This window comes from Flexivirga sp. G2 (assembly GCF_055397625.1).
On record NZ_AP039676.1, the window covers coordinates 59676 to 75192 of the forward strand.

At 64.6% G+C, this 15517-nt stretch carries 17 protein-coding genes; 10 read left to right on the plus strand and 7 right to left on the minus strand.

Annotated elements, in window-relative coordinates:
* Positions 1-34 precede the first annotated feature (34 nt).
* Genes ACZ50J_RS22045 through ACZ50J_RS22055 form a run of 3 tightly spaced genes read right to left on the minus strand, consistent with a single transcriptional unit; the run spans position 35 to position 1292 of the window.
* Positions 35-457, minus strand: coding sequence for a hypothetical protein (locus tag ACZ50J_RS22045; protein WP_464301552.1), 423 nt, complete (start codon positions 455-457; stop codon positions 35-37).
* Complete coding sequence (locus ACZ50J_RS22050) at positions 454-885, minus strand: hypothetical protein (protein ID WP_464301553.1); 432 nt, start codon at positions 883-885, stop codon at positions 454-456. The genes ACZ50J_RS22045 and ACZ50J_RS22050 overlap by 4 nt, the downstream gene beginning before the upstream one ends.
* On the minus strand, positions 882-1292 hold the full coding sequence (locus tag ACZ50J_RS22055) for a hypothetical protein (RefSeq protein ID WP_464301554.1): 411 nt from the start codon (positions 1290-1292) through the stop codon (positions 882-884). Before ACZ50J_RS22055 ends, ACZ50J_RS22050 begins: the two co-directional genes overlap by 4 nt.
* Positions 1293-1460: 168 nt before the next feature.
* Here ACZ50J_RS22055 and ACZ50J_RS22060 point away from each other — a divergent pair, with 168 nt between their 5' ends.
* The 3 genes from ACZ50J_RS22060 (at position 1461) to ACZ50J_RS22070 (ending at position 3240) form a co-directional block, all read left to right on the plus strand.
* On the plus strand, positions 1461-2513 hold the full coding sequence (locus tag ACZ50J_RS22060; protein WP_464301555.1) for a site-specific integrase: 1053 nt from the start codon (positions 1461-1463) through the stop codon (positions 2511-2513).
* A 110-nt stretch (positions 2514-2623) separates the two neighbouring features.
* The gene (locus tag ACZ50J_RS22065) at positions 2624-2956 is read left to right on the plus strand and encodes a hypothetical protein (RefSeq protein ID WP_464301556.1); all 333 of its coding nucleotides are present in this window, start codon (positions 2624-2626) and stop codon (positions 2954-2956) included.
* Positions 2953-3240 (plus strand): WhiB family transcriptional regulator, encoded by a 288-nt coding sequence (locus ACZ50J_RS22070; protein WP_464301557.1) that lies wholly within the window; start codon positions 2953-2955, stop codon positions 3238-3240. The genes ACZ50J_RS22065 and ACZ50J_RS22070 overlap by 4 nt, the downstream gene beginning before the upstream one ends.
* Before the next feature lie 74 nt (positions 3241-3314).
* Here the strand turns inward: ACZ50J_RS22070 and ACZ50J_RS22075 are convergent, their stop codons facing one another.
* The 4 genes from ACZ50J_RS22075 to ACZ50J_RS22090 form a co-directional block, all read right to left on the minus strand.
* Positions 3315-4502, minus strand: a complete 1188-nt coding sequence (locus ACZ50J_RS22075; protein ID WP_464301558.1) for a MinD/ParA family ATP-binding protein — start codon at positions 4500-4502, stop codon at positions 3315-3317.
* A gap of 47 nt (positions 4503-4549) precedes the next feature.
* Positions 4550-4966 (minus strand): hypothetical protein, encoded by a 417-nt coding sequence (locus tag ACZ50J_RS22080; RefSeq protein WP_464301559.1) that lies wholly within the window; start codon positions 4964-4966, stop codon positions 4550-4552.
* The gene (locus tag ACZ50J_RS22085) at positions 4963-6312 is read right to left on the minus strand and encodes a replicative DNA helicase (protein ID WP_464301560.1); all 1350 of its coding nucleotides are present in this window, start codon (positions 6310-6312) and stop codon (positions 4963-4965) included. Before ACZ50J_RS22085 ends, ACZ50J_RS22080 begins: the two co-directional genes overlap by 4 nt.
* 112 nt (positions 6313-6424) lie before the next feature.
* Positions 6425-7081, minus strand: a complete 657-nt coding sequence (locus tag ACZ50J_RS22090) for an HU family DNA-binding protein (RefSeq protein WP_464301561.1) — start codon at positions 7079-7081, stop codon at positions 6425-6427.
* A 270-nt stretch (positions 7082-7351) separates the two neighbouring features.
* Between ACZ50J_RS22090 and ACZ50J_RS22095 the strand changes: the two genes are divergently transcribed.
* The 7 genes from ACZ50J_RS22095 (at position 7352) to ACZ50J_RS22125 (ending at position 15502) form a co-directional block, all read left to right on the plus strand.
* Entirely contained in the window at positions 7352-8896 is a 1545-nt protein-coding gene (locus tag ACZ50J_RS22095) for a hypothetical protein (RefSeq protein WP_464301562.1), read from the plus strand.
* Positions 8897-9169: 273 nt separating this feature from the next.
* Positions 9170-9616: a RusA family crossover junction endodeoxyribonuclease gene (locus ACZ50J_RS22100; protein WP_464301563.1), complete on the plus strand. Its 447-nt coding sequence runs from the start codon at positions 9170-9172 to the stop codon at positions 9614-9616.
* Positions 9613-10464 (plus strand): WhiB family transcriptional regulator, encoded by an 852-nt coding sequence (locus ACZ50J_RS22105; RefSeq protein WP_464301564.1) that lies wholly within the window; start codon positions 9613-9615, stop codon positions 10462-10464. Before ACZ50J_RS22100 ends, ACZ50J_RS22105 begins: the two co-directional genes overlap by 4 nt.
* A 99-nt stretch (positions 10465-10563) precedes the next feature.
* On the plus strand, positions 10564-11124 hold the full coding sequence (locus tag ACZ50J_RS22110) for a single-stranded DNA-binding protein (protein WP_464301565.1): 561 nt from the start codon (positions 10564-10566) through the stop codon (positions 11122-11124).
* 570 nt (positions 11125-11694) lie between these two features.
* Entirely contained in the window at positions 11695-12447 is a 753-nt protein-coding gene (locus ACZ50J_RS22115) for a hypothetical protein (RefSeq protein ID WP_464301566.1), read from the plus strand.
* 137 nt (positions 12448-12584) lie between these two features.
* The gene (locus tag ACZ50J_RS22120; RefSeq protein WP_464301567.1) at positions 12585-15053 is read left to right on the plus strand and encodes an FtsK/SpoIIIE domain-containing protein; all 2469 of its coding nucleotides are present in this window, start codon (positions 12585-12587) and stop codon (positions 15051-15053) included.
* On the plus strand, positions 15050-15502 hold the full coding sequence (locus ACZ50J_RS22125; RefSeq protein WP_464301568.1) for a hypothetical protein: 453 nt from the start codon (positions 15050-15052) through the stop codon (positions 15500-15502). Before ACZ50J_RS22120 ends, ACZ50J_RS22125 begins: the two co-directional genes overlap by 4 nt.
* Positions 15503-15517: the final 15 nt, after the last annotated feature.

Here is a 15517-nt window from a genome sequence, read left to right on the forward strand (position 1 = left end):
CCGGGTGTGCTTGCGGCGGGTACGTCCTGGACGGTCAGCTATCGACGTCGGCCGGGATGGGAATGTTGTGTTCCCTCGCGAGGGCAAGGGACGCTGCTTCGCAGACCTGGTGGAAGTCGCGCCACCACCCGTCGCTCAGTTGGAGGACCAGCGCGTCGATGACGGTCGAGTCGGGAAGATTCAAGAGGCCGTCGTAGAAGGCGTCAACCCCCTCAATATCGTCGTGCCAGCACTCGACGTGCGTGAGCATCGTGTCTTTGTCGAGAAGGCACGCATGGGCCGGTAGCGGGACCAGCTTGCTGGCTGGGTGGGTGGGCCAACAGTCCTGACACAGGGGGCTTCCGTCGACCCTGACTGCGCCCCGACGGCCGCAGGGGCACCGGGCGTCGGCTAGTGGGCTGCTGATCCTGTAGGTGCGGTTCTCGATGAGGCTGCGAAGAGCTGTGGTGTCGTTCATTGAATCGCTCCTGCGGTGTGGAAGCTCAGGACGGTGTTGATGTATCGCTTCGTGATAGTGCGTCGTGCCAGTGTCGCGAGAGCGCCAGCCATGTCGTGGTCAACAGACCCGTCGCCTTCGAACGCTGCAACAAGAGCTTCGTGCAACGCAGTGCGTTCGGCGTCGTTGGGCGCATCATGCTCATAGAGGTGGGGGCTGTTGCGCCACTGGTCACTGTCCTCATCGGTGAGTGCGTCGCCGGAGTAGACGTGCGGCTCGGGGTTGTGCGTGGTGAACACATGCCCGTATCCGCAGTATTCGCAGGGGTGCTCGTTGGCTTCGTCGCAACCGGCACACTCCCCCGGAGCGCAGAGCGTGCCGTCCCAGGTCGGACTGGCCCAGCAAGTGTGGGACGCGGGGTTGGGTGCTGTTTTGTAGAGGCGGATCATCGAGTCTCCCCCCTCGCGTGGTCGCGGGCTGCGAGCAGCCGGTCGATAGCGTCGCTTCGCGCGCAGTCGAACTGGTACCAGAAGGTGTCGCCGAGAGATTCACGGATGGCGTCACCAACGGTCGAGTCCGACAGGGCTTCGACGTACTGAACGTCGGCGACGCTGTAATTGCCTGACTCGTGCACTTCTACGCGCACGGACTCGGCGTTGAGGCTGACGGCGTATCCAGCCTGGCGGTGTTCGTCAGCCGTGTCCCGGTGGCGGTTGACTGCGGCGGTCCGCAGCGGTTCGGGTAGATACTGGATCAGAGTGTCGCGAGCATCCTGCAACGCGTCAATCTCCGTGTCGTTACTGTCGCCTTCGGCAGCTGTGTCTGTCGCGGTAAGTGCCTCGATGAGGGGGTGCATGTTGGTTCCTCGTTTCGGGTCGTGTTTGTTCCGACGCCAGTCACGGTAGTGGGTACCACCGACAGGGGCAGGGTGGTGGAGCGCGGCCCTGAGGGTGGAGATAAGACGCGGAATCCACCCGCGTCGTGTCATACGTGTACCGGCCAACCAGTGGGATACGGTGACGTCGTGGTTGCCCCGCGCGAGTTCAAACGCATCCCTCTCGGCGATGCAGTGGACACCTACCTAGATGAGTGCGCCGCGAAGGTGCGGGCGAAGAGACTGTCGCCCCGGACGGTAGACAACTACCGCCGCGACCTTGGTCAATTCGTCAGCTTGGTCGGGGAGAAAGTCGTCGCTGACGACGTGGACCACACGATGGTGGACAAGGCCATCGCAGCCTTCTCGGCCGACCGGGATCACCGGTTTAACGACCCGTCCCGCAAGGGTGATCGCCCAGGCCGGGGCGAGGGCGCGACCGTCCGGTTCTGGGAGTCGGTGCATCGGTTCTTCCGTGAAGCTGAACGCCTTGGCTTCGTGCAGCTTTCGCCTATGCCAGACGCGGCGATGCAGCCTGCTAGACCGGATCGCGGCAGTCTGCGTGCGGCACGGACTGCGATGAGCTTGGAGCAGGCAGCCGACCTCCTCCGTCATGGGGTCGCACCGGATGACCCCAAAGGTCGCCCCCACGAGCGCCACGCAGAGCGTGATCGGCTGATCTTGCACCTTCTCGCCGTGTGCGGGCCTCGCGTGTCCGAACTGTGCTCGGCCGACACGACCGATCTGGGCCCGTCCAGTGACGGGTACCGGTGGCGAATCATCGGGAAGGGTAGGCACGCTCGCACCATTCCGCTGTCCCCGATGCTGTCGGAAATGGTGGACAGCTACCTGGCGCAGCGGCCTCCCGCGCGCACGAAAGCCGCAGAGAAGGCGCTTCTATTGACCGGCCGCGGCAACCGTCTTGCCCCACGTGACGTCCAACGACTCTTGGCACAAGCCACAGCACGGGTGGCTACCCAGACCGGGAAAATTGAGCGGGAAGTGACGCCTCACGGCTTACGCCATACCGCCGCCACAGCGATGCTGGCGAGCGGGTGGGACGTCAAGGTCGTCGCCCAAATGTGCGGTCACGCGTCGATTGCGACCACCGGCCTCTACCTGGACGAGTTGCCTGGTGAACTCGCCAAAGCAATTGCCAGCGCACCGCTGATGACGGCCGCCGCGCCATCCAAGGACCGGTAAACGCTCCCCTGAAAACGGGGCTACCACAGCACACCGACTGCACCTAATGTCAATGGTGTCGCAACAACACGTCGCGACGGAAGCACCATCGACTTGAAGGGAGCAGCACCGTGAGCGTCACGTTTCAACCCACCCGTCTTGCCATCACGTTGAGCGGCGTCCTAGCCCTCCACGGGGAAGCCACGGTCGTTGACCACTCCCGTGTCCAGTTCTCCTACGACGGCAAGCGGTATGCCGTCGAGGGGCACGCACAGGAGAACGACACCGAGGCAATGATCGCGTTCACCCTGATCGGGCTCGCCCCTGACGGGGATGACCTGTACGAGGTGCCGACCGCAGCCACCTCTCAGGTGTTCCTACCTGGGGTGCGCGCCCGCGTGAACTACTCCGACCCCGCGACGGCGATCCGGTCCGCTCTCATCAGCCAGAAGGTGGCGTCATGACCACCATCGCGGCCCCGGCGACTGCCCAGGACCTGCTCAGGTTGCTCACCGCGGGACCGTTGGTCGACGGTGCCGCTGCCTGCCTGGAAGCGTTGGATGCCACAGCATTCGACGCCGACGCATCACCTGAGGAGCAGGCGGTCGCGAAGTCGTGGTGTGCGCTCTGCCCCGTTGCGGCCGACTGCTATGCCGCCGCGGTGGCCTCGGCCGATGGCCCGGTCTGCAAACGCTTGTCTGGCACCTGGGGCGGCCACTACTTCGTGGATGGCGTCCCTGTCGACTGACCGCGTTCGGCAGCGTCAGGCGTTCGTGCCGACACGGGGTGTACCTCTGGTCGGCCACGAGCTGTTCGCGCCCCTCAGCGCAGCGGCGGGAACGTGTCCGCTACAGCGGCAGCCAGTTCGAGGTAGGCATCCTGCGTGGCACGTGCCAGGCGGTCCCACACGAACACACCACCGTCTTCTGCGCGGCCACCACGGTCGAGGTACCGGTCAAACGGGATGAAGACGACTTTCCCGACGCGGTCCTTGTACTCGGCGACCGCATCGTCCTGGTCTTGCTTGGACAACTTCCCGGAAGGGAGCGTGACGGCCACGACCGAGTTCGAAACCAACCGGTGGCCATCCGGCGCCCGCGTCTCCCACGCGTCCAGAGTGTGCCGGGTCAGTTTCTGCCCGTCAGGGGTCGTGTTCGAGGCGATCACCAGGGACCCAGTCCACGCCATGATTCCGTCCAAAACCGGTGCGGTCATGTCGATTCCGGTGTCCGAGAGGATGATCTGGCGATAGGTCCCGAGCACGTTTTGCACGACCTGGTACTCCTCGGGAGTAAACGCCCTGATCTGTGCCGGGTCGTCCTCCGCAGCGAGCACTTCGAGCCGGGACTGTGCTTGCGACAGGTAAGCGCGCAAGTCGTTCGCCGACCTCACTGACTGGATATTGGTCAGCAGGTCCCGAATCGTGGTGGCCTTCTCCAACCCGACCCGCATCGCGAGAGTTCCGATGTCGGGGTTGGCGTCCACAGCGACTGCCTGGTCGCGGCGCAGCATCGCGTATGCCGTGCCGAGCGCGATGATGATGGTGGTCTTCCCGATGCCGCCCTTGGCGCTGTTGACGGTGATCCGGTGCACGTCGACCGGAGCGTCGATCCGAGTGCGCAGAAACTCGTGGTACGCCTCCATCTGCTTCCTGGACAGGCCAGGATTCACGCTGCCGCCGGTCGCCCGGTAGACGAACCCACGCCACCCGTTGGTGGGAATACGCGCCGCGCGCACTTCCTGCCGGGTGTGCAGTGCACCGTCGCCGGTTACACCGCGCGGGACAGGGCGTTGCGGCACCCACGGGTTCGCCTGCGGCTGCCGAGGCTCGGCTGGGTGGCTCTGGTGTCCGGTCTCCACCCACTGGCCGTCGGCTGTGTAGTAGCCGCCGTCGAATTGCGGCATACCGTCCGGGTTCGCCTGTGGGTTGGCGGTGGCTGTCGGAGCTGGGGCGTCCTGCCACTGATTGTTGGAGTCGTAGTAGCCGGTCTGCGATGCGTTGTTTGTCATGTGTCGTTCTCCGTCGGGTGCGTTCCTGAGCGCGGTGGTGAGGTCGCTCATTTCAAGGCTTGGATGAGCAGGACGAGGATGACGAGGCCGACGAGCACCCCGATGATGATGTTCCGGGTTTTCGAGTCGATCCCGTCCCAGTAAGCCGACGCTGTCTTCCAGCCGGAGACTCGCGACATCGTCTCCTTGGAGAAGACGTCAGGGCGGTCCTCGTCGTCCTCTTCGACGTACTCGTCGTCTTCGTCTTCTTCGACGGAGTAGTAGGCCGGTGCCGGTGCGGGTTCAACGTCTGCAACATGCAGGATGGCGTCGACTATGTCCGCGTCGAGCGGCAATGCTGTCGCGGTGTTGCCGCCGATCACCCACAGGGTTTGCGAAGCCGGGTCGACCTCCCACCGTTCAGCGTCAATCGCCGTGACTTCATCGACGGGTGCCTCGTCAACCGGTGGGGTGCTGTCGCTCATGCCGCAAAGTCCTTGAATCGGGAGTAGTGGAACTGAGTCGTGCGAGTGACAGTGATGTGGGATTCTCCTGCCCGGTTCTTGCCGAAGATGAAATCGGTCTCTCCCGGTCGGTCTTCGGGGTCAACCTGAGATGGCGTGTGCAGCAAGATCGCGATGTCGGTGTTGTTCTCGATGTCACCAGATTCACGGAAGTCGGACATGGTCGGTGGCCGTGACTCGCCACCTCGTCCGACCTGGGCGAGCAACGTCACGGAAGTCTTCGTTTGGCGGGCCAGGTTCTTGAACTGGACCATCATGTGGCCCAGTTCTTGCTGTCGTGAGCTATCTCGTCGAACCCGCGACTCCCCCATGATCTGTACGTAGTCGACCACCACCAGCACTCGCTCGATCCCGTTAGCCCGGAACTTGGCGACTTGGTGAGCAACTAACGACGACAGCACTTCCACGGTGATACCAGGCCGGTCGATGAAGGTGAGGTTGTCCCACGGGAGTGCAGAACTGGCCTTGCTCAGTTTGTGCAACTCGTCCTCGGTCAGGTTTCGGGCTCGCAGCGACTTGGAGTTGATCCCGCCCTCAGCGGACAGCATGCGCATCATCACCTCTTCCCCGTCCATTTCGAGGGTTACGAAGACCACGCCTGCGTTGTCGCGCAGTGCGGCGCGGGCCAGGTCGCTTCCTATGACTGATTTACCGCCACCCGGTCGGGCGCCGACTACGAGCACGCGACCGGGTTCGAGACCGCCGTTCATGACCCTGTCCAGGTCGACTGACCCGGTCTTGATGAAGGGCGACTCGGAGGGTCCTGCGCCGATTGATTCCAACGCGGAGGCGAGTACGTCTGGACCAGCGTGCACTGCGTCGTTGGCGGGGCCACCGACTCGCAGCGCGGTGAGCACTGCTTCGGCCTCAGCTATCGCGTCGAGACTGCCACTTGCAGGGTCTCCGTTGATCTTTGCAACCCGCGTAATACCTTCGTGCAGCATCCGTTTGGCGTGCAGGTCGGCGACACGGCTACCTGCCTCGATGACTGCGTCATCGGTCAGGGGCGCCTCGGTCGTGGCGGTGTGCAGCCACGCAGCCACATCCCCCGGATTCAGCCGGTGAGTTGTGATGAGTTCCTGGCGGACATCGCTGAGGGTTGGCGCCGCGCCGCGGGCACCATACAGCGACATGATCGTGTTGAACGCAGCCTCAGCGATCGGGTGAGTGCATGCGTCAGTAGGGACCGTCGCGATCACTGTGGGGATGGATGCGGGGTTCTTGATCAACCCACCGATGAGCTGCGACTCGGTGACGTGGTCGTTCATCCCGTCCTGGATGACCCGTTCGTCAACATCGTGTGACATGGGCTGGTGGGGTCCTTCCGCCGCAGGTTGTGGGGTCCTTCGGGGTAAACGGTACTGGCCGCAGTGGGTCACTGCGGCCAGTAGTCGTTCTATCGGAACATCCGGAGCTGGATCAGCGGGACTTCTTCCTCGCTGCTGCGCGCTTCGTCGTCTTCTTGGAGACAGCCCTTTTCGCAGTCGTCTTCCTTGCCGGGGTCGTCTTCTTGGGGGTACTGGTCTTCTTGGCGGGGGTCTTCTTCGCCGTGGCCTTCTTGGCGACGGGCCGAGTGGTTGCCACCTTCTTGGCAGCCGTCGCTGTCTTGGTGGTGCTGGTCTTCTTCGACGCAGCAGCAGCGCCAGTAGCCTTCTTCGTGGTCGTCTTCTTGGCGGCGGCCTTCTTCGCCGCAGTCTTCTTCGCTGCTGGGGCGGTTGCCTTCTTCGTGGTGGCTTTCACCGGAGTGTTGGTGGCGAGACGTCGCTGCATGCGGTTCGCGTCAGTAACTCGCTTGGCCGGTGCAGTAACGGCCAGGTTCACAGACTCTCCATGCAGGAGGCGCCGGAACGTTGTCCCGGGGGTGAACCTCGCGCCGTAGACCGCCTGGGCGCCGTCACTACCGCTCTTCGGTGCGGTCCGGTCGACCGTCATGAAACCGGTGAGGACAACCTTCTCGCCGCTGTGCACGGTCTCCTGGACGATCTTGTGTTCGGTCCTCAGGACCTTCCCGACGTCCGCCACGGGCATGTTCAACGCAGAGGCGATCTTTTCTGCGATCTGTCGAGTGTCAGCCACGGTGAGGTGTCCCTTTCAAGGCGTGATGCTGTCCCCGGCCGCGCCGGGGACGTTCCGTCCTCCTCAGGATAGGCGTCGCGGGCAGTGATCGCTGCAACAACTCACGCCGCGTTTCGGTGCACATACTGTCCCAGGTGTCGGAACGTGCGGTGACAGCAGCTCGGAACACACCCAAAACGTGGGTACACGCACGCTGTGTGAGGCGTTACAGTCATATGCGTCGGATCAAACACACACACACTTCCGCGACCACGTAGAAGGAGCAACCCAATGACTACCTCAACCCGGGCGAAGCAGCTTCCGCAGCCTCCCGCCGACTGGTCCTACCAGCCGCCGGAGAAGAAGGCCACGTGGATTGCGTACGACCGCCGCGACCGAGACATCGCACGTGACACGGGCGAAACCATCCCGTTCCGCGCGAGTGTGCAGGTCCGTGAGTACGCCACCGTCCTGGTCAAGGACCTCAAGATCAATGAGAGTGAGGCACGCGGCGAGCGGTTCGTGTACGCGTCCGTGAAATTCGACGCGTCCAGCGTCGGCGTCGAGAACTTCACCCACGATTTCTCCGCCAACGCCGCAGAGTCTCCCGCTCTCGAAGTATTGAAGGTCGCACACCAGCGGCAGGAGCCGGTCTGCCTCGTGTTGGAGAACATCCGCCGCGCCAAGACCAAGAAGGGATCGCAGCCGATCGAGCTGACAGCCCCGATTTGGCAGCTGATGGGCGCTTCGGAGCCCGGCGGTACAGGGTCGCCGCAGGAGGCACTCGGCAACACGCGAGGAGTCGTCGCAGCCGTAGCCCCCGCAGCTAACCCGGGCGCGCTGGTGTTCAGCCACGAATGTGTCACCGATCCTGCCGAGTGGGCGACGATGCGCCGCAACCACGACGACACTCGCGCCCCGGCCGGGTGGATGAAGTACGCCGGAGGAATCACCCGCGTGACTGGTGCACCTGGTGCCGCAGGGGGAGGAACCATCGACATTGCAGCTCTCGCAGCCCAACTGGCGCCCATGCTTGCGAACACCACTGCCGCACCGCCTACCGGGACCGGCGCCACACCGGCATCCCCCGTGCAACGCCGCTCTGGTGAGGCTCAGCCGTGGTACGCCACCAACTACGACGGGTCGCTCAACTTGTCGTCCTACGTGGTCCGGCACGAGCGCATCGCGTTCAGTGAGGCAACCAAGCTGCTGGCCGACCGGGGTAACACCGACCTCTCCGTGACATGGAAGGTCGCCGACATGCTGCTGTGGGCGGCCGATGCCACCCAGTCCCATGTTGCAGGCGGAGCCGACCGGTCCGAAGGATCACACTTCGAAGCTCAGGAGTGGGTGAAGTTCGTCGTTACGTCCATCCCTGGCCATGAACTGCCCGCCGACGAGACGACATGGCGCGACTGGGTCAAGGGGGTCGCGGCCAGTGCCCGTGATCTGTACCAGGCAGCGGCCACCCGAGCTGGCGCAAACGCGGGCGCGAACTACCAGGCCCCGACCACCAGTTCCGGTCCCCAAGACCAGCAGTGCGAACAGGAGTCCGCAACTGCGGCTACTCCCCCGGCGCAACCGGCGCAGGCACCAGCCACAGTTGCCGACGACCCGGCCCTGGTCCAGCGGTACCGGTCGCTGCTGGCCGCGACGAACATGACTGAGCACGAGGCCAACGTTCGTCCGCTGCTGGCTGTCAAGTTCGATGGGGCCAGCACGTTGGAGACCATCCCGGCGGCTTCGTTCGAGCCGGTTCTGTCTGGCTGGGAAGCCGCCGCATCGACCTTCGTTGACGAAGGCCGAGCCGCGTTCATGGCAACCCAGCAGGGCTGACCGGAGCTGATGTCGATGTCTCACTCAACTGTGTCAGCGCAGGACCTGATCAGTTCCGGGTCGCACGTGATCTGCACCAAGTGCGGCGGATTGATTCGTCCCACCAACACGGCCTGCCCGTTCTGTCAGCACCCGCTGTCGCAAGCCGTTCCGTCTCGCCCAGGCCGCTCTCGGCGAGACGGGACGAAACGGGGCGACCTTGGGGGGTTGGCCACCTTGCCCGAAAACGAGCTGGTTCTAGTCGTGTTCGGCAAACCCGAGTCGCAGGGCTCCATGAACGCTGTCGCACCCGGTGTGGCAGCACATCACAACGCGAAAGAGTTGAAGCAGTGGCGCCGCGCGATCACGAAGGCTTCGAAGGATCAGGTCGGGGATGACTGGGTGCCGGTGAACGCTGCCGTTCACATCGCGGCTACGTTCACCGTGCCGCTACCGAAGTCGGCACCCACCGGGTCGGCGGTCGCTGCTGATGGTTACCGCGACCTCGACAAGTTGCAGCGCGCGATCGGGGACGCACTGTGCCCAACTACCGGGTTCCGCGTCCTGGCCTCCGACATGCGCATCACGGCGTGGTTCCCGTGGAAGACCCATCCCCGACCGTTGCACGACCACCCTGATGCCTTGCACGAGCCAGGCATCGTCATACGAGTCCGCCCTCACCAGGCAGCACCCGGACTCGAAGCACCCGCACCGTCACCACACACAGGAGCACAGTCATGAGTACGACCACGACGCAGCGCATCCCAGCATCTGCCCGGGCGCGTACGCAGGCACCCGCCGCGAGCATCGAGCAGCCACAGAGTCATCAGACTCCGTGCGTCCAGGACCCGCACCTCTACTTGGTTGAACTGGACCCGGCGAACCGGCATCCGGGCCGGATCGCCCAAGAACGTGCCCGTACCCTCTGCCAGCAGCGGTGCCCGCGGTTCATCGAGTGTCTTTCCGATGCGCTGGTAGGTCCCGACACCGCTGGGTTTGTTGCAGGCACAACGCCTTCCGACCGAGTTGCGTTGCGCGATGCGATGAATCTGACACAGCGGTCTGTGGAAGTCGGTCAGTACAACGGTGAAGGTCCCTCGCACGGTCAGGAGGTCGACTACGCGCTGATGGACCAGGTCATCCACGACAACCCGGGAGCTACCCGGGCGCAGATCGCGGAGATGGTTGGCTGCTCCGCGACGTCAGTGAAACGGTACCTGGCGGACCCCGAGAAGCGCCGCGCGAAGGCCCAGTCGGCACCGCAAACGACCGCCCCGGATGAAGAGACCCTGCGCGCCCAGTACGCCCAGATGCGTAAGGAGCGCGCCCGGCTGGCACCCGACACTCGGCTGACCACGGGCCAGGCCGACCGGGAAGCCCGCAAACGTGAGAAGCGCGCCGCTCACGAAGCTCGCGCAAAGAAGGCCATCGCCCGGGAGCGGAAGAGGCTGCGACAGCAGAGGAAGGACGCGGCAGCCGCCAAGAAGATGTTGGCTGCCACCCGGGGCGCGGCAACGGTTTCTTCTCCTCCTTCGGAGTTGCCGAACGCGGGTTGGGAGCAACCCCAGTTGAATGTCGTAGCCAGCTAGTAGCGTCAGAGGCATCAGAACACACCCACAGAACGGAGCGGGTCAGGCGGAACCGTCCTCCTACCCGATCACCACACACCGATCAGCAAAGGATTCATCATGGCAGCAGGAGACACCTCGATCACGGTCATCGGCAACCTGACTCAGGACCCGGAGTTGCGGTTCACACCGTCCGGGGCGGCCGTCGCGAACTTCACGGTGGCTTCCACACCCCGGTTCCTCGACAAGCAATCGAACGAGTGGAAGGACGGCGAGACGCTGTTCATGCGCTGCTCGGTGTGGCGGGAGGCGGCCGAGAATGTCGCCGAGTCGCTGACTCGCGGCGCACGCGTGATCGTGTCCGGCCGCTTGAAGTCCCGTTCGTGGGACGACAAGGAAACCGGCCAGAAGCGCACCACCATGGAGCTGGATGTGGACGAGGTCGGCCCCTCCCTGCGTTACGCAACCGCGAAGGTCGCCAAGGTCCAGCGCGGCAATGGCGCCAGCAATGGCAACGCCGCCGCCGCGGGAGGCACTGATCAGTGGTCGGCCGCCCCGCAGACTGCCGGTGGTTGGGGAGGTAACCAACAGCAGGCCCAGCCGCAGCCCGCAGCTGCCGGTGCTGCGCAGGGTGGAGGCTGGGGCGGTAGCACGTCGTCGTATGACGAACCCCCGTTCTGAGCGTCCTCAGAGGCTGCCTCGCAGCAAGTGCAGTGCCCACCCGCCGAATCGGAGGGTGGGCACTGTCGTGTGTTCCGACGCCCCTGATGTCGGCTGGCGAACTGCGATCCTCGACGCTCGGGGCAACCCAGCTGGGGCAACGCAGGACATGCACCCGTCCACATACTGCTCGACCTGTCGGACCTGCCTCACAGCCAACCGAAACCGAGTGACCCACTCCAACTGCCAAACTGGGCATTCAGCACACAGCCGTTGCTGCCACCGCCTGTTGGAGAGGTCATTCATGTTCGCGCCGGTCACCTTCACCATGCAGGTGTGGTGCTCACATTCCGACGATGCTCCGGCAGTGGTCGCTGACGCTGTTGCAGTGTCGCTCGATGATGCCGCCATACAGGCAGGTCGATTGATCCCGGCAGGATCGCATCCCAGGTGCTGGGTCACAGCCACCCCGAACACCACGGACTCGGATGGCGTCGTCGGGCCGCATGGGAACGACTGCTGGCTCGCCACCATCCGCGACGATGGGTCCCTCACCGTGTGGGCGCCCACCACTCGCAGGCAGGAACTGGCATGAACGTCGTCCGAATCCTCCTCGCTGCTGGTCTGCTCCTAGTGGCCGGACGTCACCTGACGCAGTCACTGCGCCGAGGCGCACGACCGGTGCGAGTCGGTGAGAACAGTTGGGCGATCAGCGGCGACTTCGCGGCCGGACTCCGCCAGGCTCTCTACGCGTTGGGGTGGGTGCTCGTCGCCGTAGCAGCCACCCCAGGTGGGTGGTCCCGCCTCTGGACAGCTTGGGCAGCGATCGGCTGCTCTGTCATCGCGTTGCTGCAAGTCTGCGCACGTGTCGGCACTCAAATCCGCGAAGAGGGTGTCCGTCCCAGCCAGGCGGCCGGGGCATGGATGTTCGCAGGGTTCGTTGTTGCCGGGATTGTGGCCTGGTCCATCATCGGTGGATCACACGCCCCTGCCGGGCAGGCAACGTCAACAGCACAGGCGCAGGAAGCCCTCGGGACCCAGTACAACATCGTCCGCAACGCAGTAGTTGCGGCCGTCGCCATCATCATCGTCGCGGCGGTCTTCGCACGACGCTCGTGGCGGAAACGAGCACTGGTCGGACGGCGGCGCACCAGCGGGCGTCGCCGCGGCGCAGCGACCCGCGACGCGCGCCGAGACCATCGCCAGACGGTGCGCGACCCACTCCCCGTCCGGCAATCCACCGATCGGCAACGCCCCGTGCCCATCTCGGGCACTGTTCGTCAACCAAAGGCCCGTGTCATCACTGGCAAAGTCACCCGCAAAACGCAGGACAGGAGTCACTAGCCGTGGTCGTACGTCGTCCTCCGCTCGGGAAGCGAGTTGCTGCCTCCCTCGGTGGCCGGGCAGCCGCCTGGGCCCGATTCACCTGGGGTACCGATACCCACCGAGTGTTCGGAGCGAAACCGCTACCGCACGTCCTCGTGAACTGGATCGTCCTGGCAGCCTGCATCGCCACCGCTGTCACCCACCCCGCATGGTGGGAACCGGTCACAGCCGTGATCGTCCTCGGGCTGATCTACACGATCGGGCGCGCTGCCCGCCACCTTCCCGCCCGACGGAAGACGTTGGAAGCATTGGTCGCTACCACCACCACCGCCTTCCGGCACCCACGCAGCACCCGGAACGCACCGATCGACCCCAGCACACTCGCGCCCGTTGCCCGCTGGTCTGGTGCCGGGAAACCACGCGCCGGGGCGATCCTCTACTCCGCGGATGCCCCTGCGGGATCACCCACCGGGAGAGCAGCAGCGGAACGGTCCGTCGAGAGCGCACTGACACCCCATCTGAAAGAAGGCTCTGCGGTCGTGTTCGTCCACGACCCCGGCAAGCTCTCCTACGAGGTCACCACAGCTGACGACGACCGGGTCACACGGCAACAGACCCGCCGGTGGGTTGAGACCGTCATCCACCAAGCGCTGCCAACCCGCCGCGGACAAGAGCCCACCACGGTGGACGTGGACTGGGCCGACCCCGAGGAAGCGGGTCGCCCCGACGCCCCATCCGTGATCACTGTCGGTACCGGCTCCAACGACACGTCGTCTGCGCGTTTCCGCGACGACGTGGAGTCCACCTTTGACTCCCGTGTCCAACGTGGCCTCATATTCACGTACGACTGGTCAACTCCCGGCCTGCTCACCATCACCGGGCAGCCGTCCGGATCACCGGAAGCGGTCCGGAAGATCACCGCCCGCAAGATCAGCGACGTGACCGTTGGCGCCGTCAATCGTGTCAATAGGACCGCGGCCAAAAACACCACAGTCGAGGTGCTGGACTGGTTGCCGGAGGACGCGAAATCCGGTGCAAACACACCGTTCCGCATCCAGATCGACATGGGCACAGCTGACTTCTCCGCGCCGATGGCGCAGTACGCGTTGGAGCGGGCGCTGGACCAGGCGTTGGAACAGCAGTGGCCGGATCGTGTGTGGTTGCCGACCTGGTCGTTTGGTGCGTCGACAACTCTCACTCTCGACGCGGTACCCACCCGGCATGAGCAGGCATTGCAGAAGCGAGAGCTTCACCGGTTGCGGCAGGTCGTGCAGGACAAGTTCCCGCCGAAGCGGGGGCAAGAGCCACCTGACGTTGAAGTCGATGCATGGGCGTTGGTGGAGGTCGCCAGCGACACCGGCGCCGCTGTCACGGTCGCGCGTGCCCGCCATGCGATGGTCCGATTCGGCACGGTCGACGTGTCCCAGCCCGACACGCGCATGGCGTTCGAGGCGCACTTCGACAGCCTCACCGACACCAACGACTGGCGGTACGAGTGGAGCCCCGCGCAAGGGCAGTGTGAGGTCACCGCCGTGCCAGTTCTGCCATCGTTTGTGGCGTTCCCGGAGCCGGGCACCCGTGAGTTCGAGGAGTGGAACAAGGCGTTCCGTGACGGGCGCATCTACATTGGCCCCGCGAAGGGCGGGTACCGGCCTTACGTGGACCTGTCGAAGTCGCCGCACGTCCTGGTGGGTGGGTCCACCGGTAAGGGCAAGTCGGTGCTGCTGACGCTCTGCCTGTTCGGGGTCCTGTGGAACCCGGACATGTTCGAGATGATCATGGTCGACCCGAAGGTCACCGACTTCACGTGGGTTGGTGGCTACCCCAACGTGCTGACGTACGCGCCAACCAACGCGACCCGTGCTCACGAGGAGATTGCGGAGGCCGTGAAGACAGCGATGGCTCGCATGCAGAGCCGCCAGGACCTCCTGGGTGCATTCTCCGGTGTTCGTAACCTGCGGGCGCTGCGGAAGGCCATCCGGGACGGGAAGATCGACTCCATGGGGATCGAGGAAGTGCCGAAGCGGCTGTTGATCATGTTCGATGAAGGCGGGTCGGCATACACGCCAGTGAAGGACAAGGACGCCAAGGAATACCAAGACGCTTCCCGCACCGACATGGAAAACATCGCGATGCTCGGCCGGGCCATGGAGGTCAACATCGTCATGGCAGCGCAGAAGCCGTCCAAGGACAACATCGGCACCGCGCTCCGGGCACAACTGGTGAACAAGATCGCCGTCGGAGTCCTTGACCCCACGACCTCCCAACAGGTGCTCGGCAACACCCTTGCGTCGGACTTGCTCGAAGACGGCTCCCCCATTGGGCGCGGCATTTTCGTCACCGACACCGGAGAGCAGCGCGTCTTCCAGACGTACTACTTGCCCGACGACGACGAGGAAGTGGACGCTGTGATCGCGACACCGGATAACCCGACGGGCCCGCCCGTGCACCTCACCGGCGTCAAGACCCGGGTGGCGGCACGGCTGGAAGCCGACGGCTGGCAGCGCATCACCCGAACCGAGACAATGACCCGCATCCCGGAAAGCGGACCGAACAAGGGTCAACCGATCACGTTCGACGTCGACCAAGAACAGTGGGTCCACCCCGACCTGATCGAACCATGAGCCCCACCGCACCCGGAGTCGTCTTCCGCGTTCCCGGCGCTTTCTCGGACGCCGTAGACAGTGACGTGCTCTCCGGCGCGCTGACTGACCTCGCCGTCGCACAGGTCGAAACCACCGTGGGGTCCGCCACCGAGAGTGACATCGAACTTGCGGAGCTGGTGAACAGGATGGCCAGTCGGCTCGTGCAATCCACTGCTGGCGCGACCCGGGCCAGACACCGTCTGCTGGTGATCCGACCCGGAACAGGGAACACGTCGCCGTTGGATGCTGCGCTACGGACTTTTTCTGGCACCGCGGGCATCGTCCACGCCGCGGTCCTGCTGTTGGTCGCTGACGGTGCCGATGTCCCCGATTACGCCGATGGGTGGCCTCAACCGTTGCCTGTCCGGGACGAGTTGCGGGACGCCTGCTACGAGGCAGTCACGGGTGAAACCTGGTCCTCTCGTTGAGGATCGCCTCATACT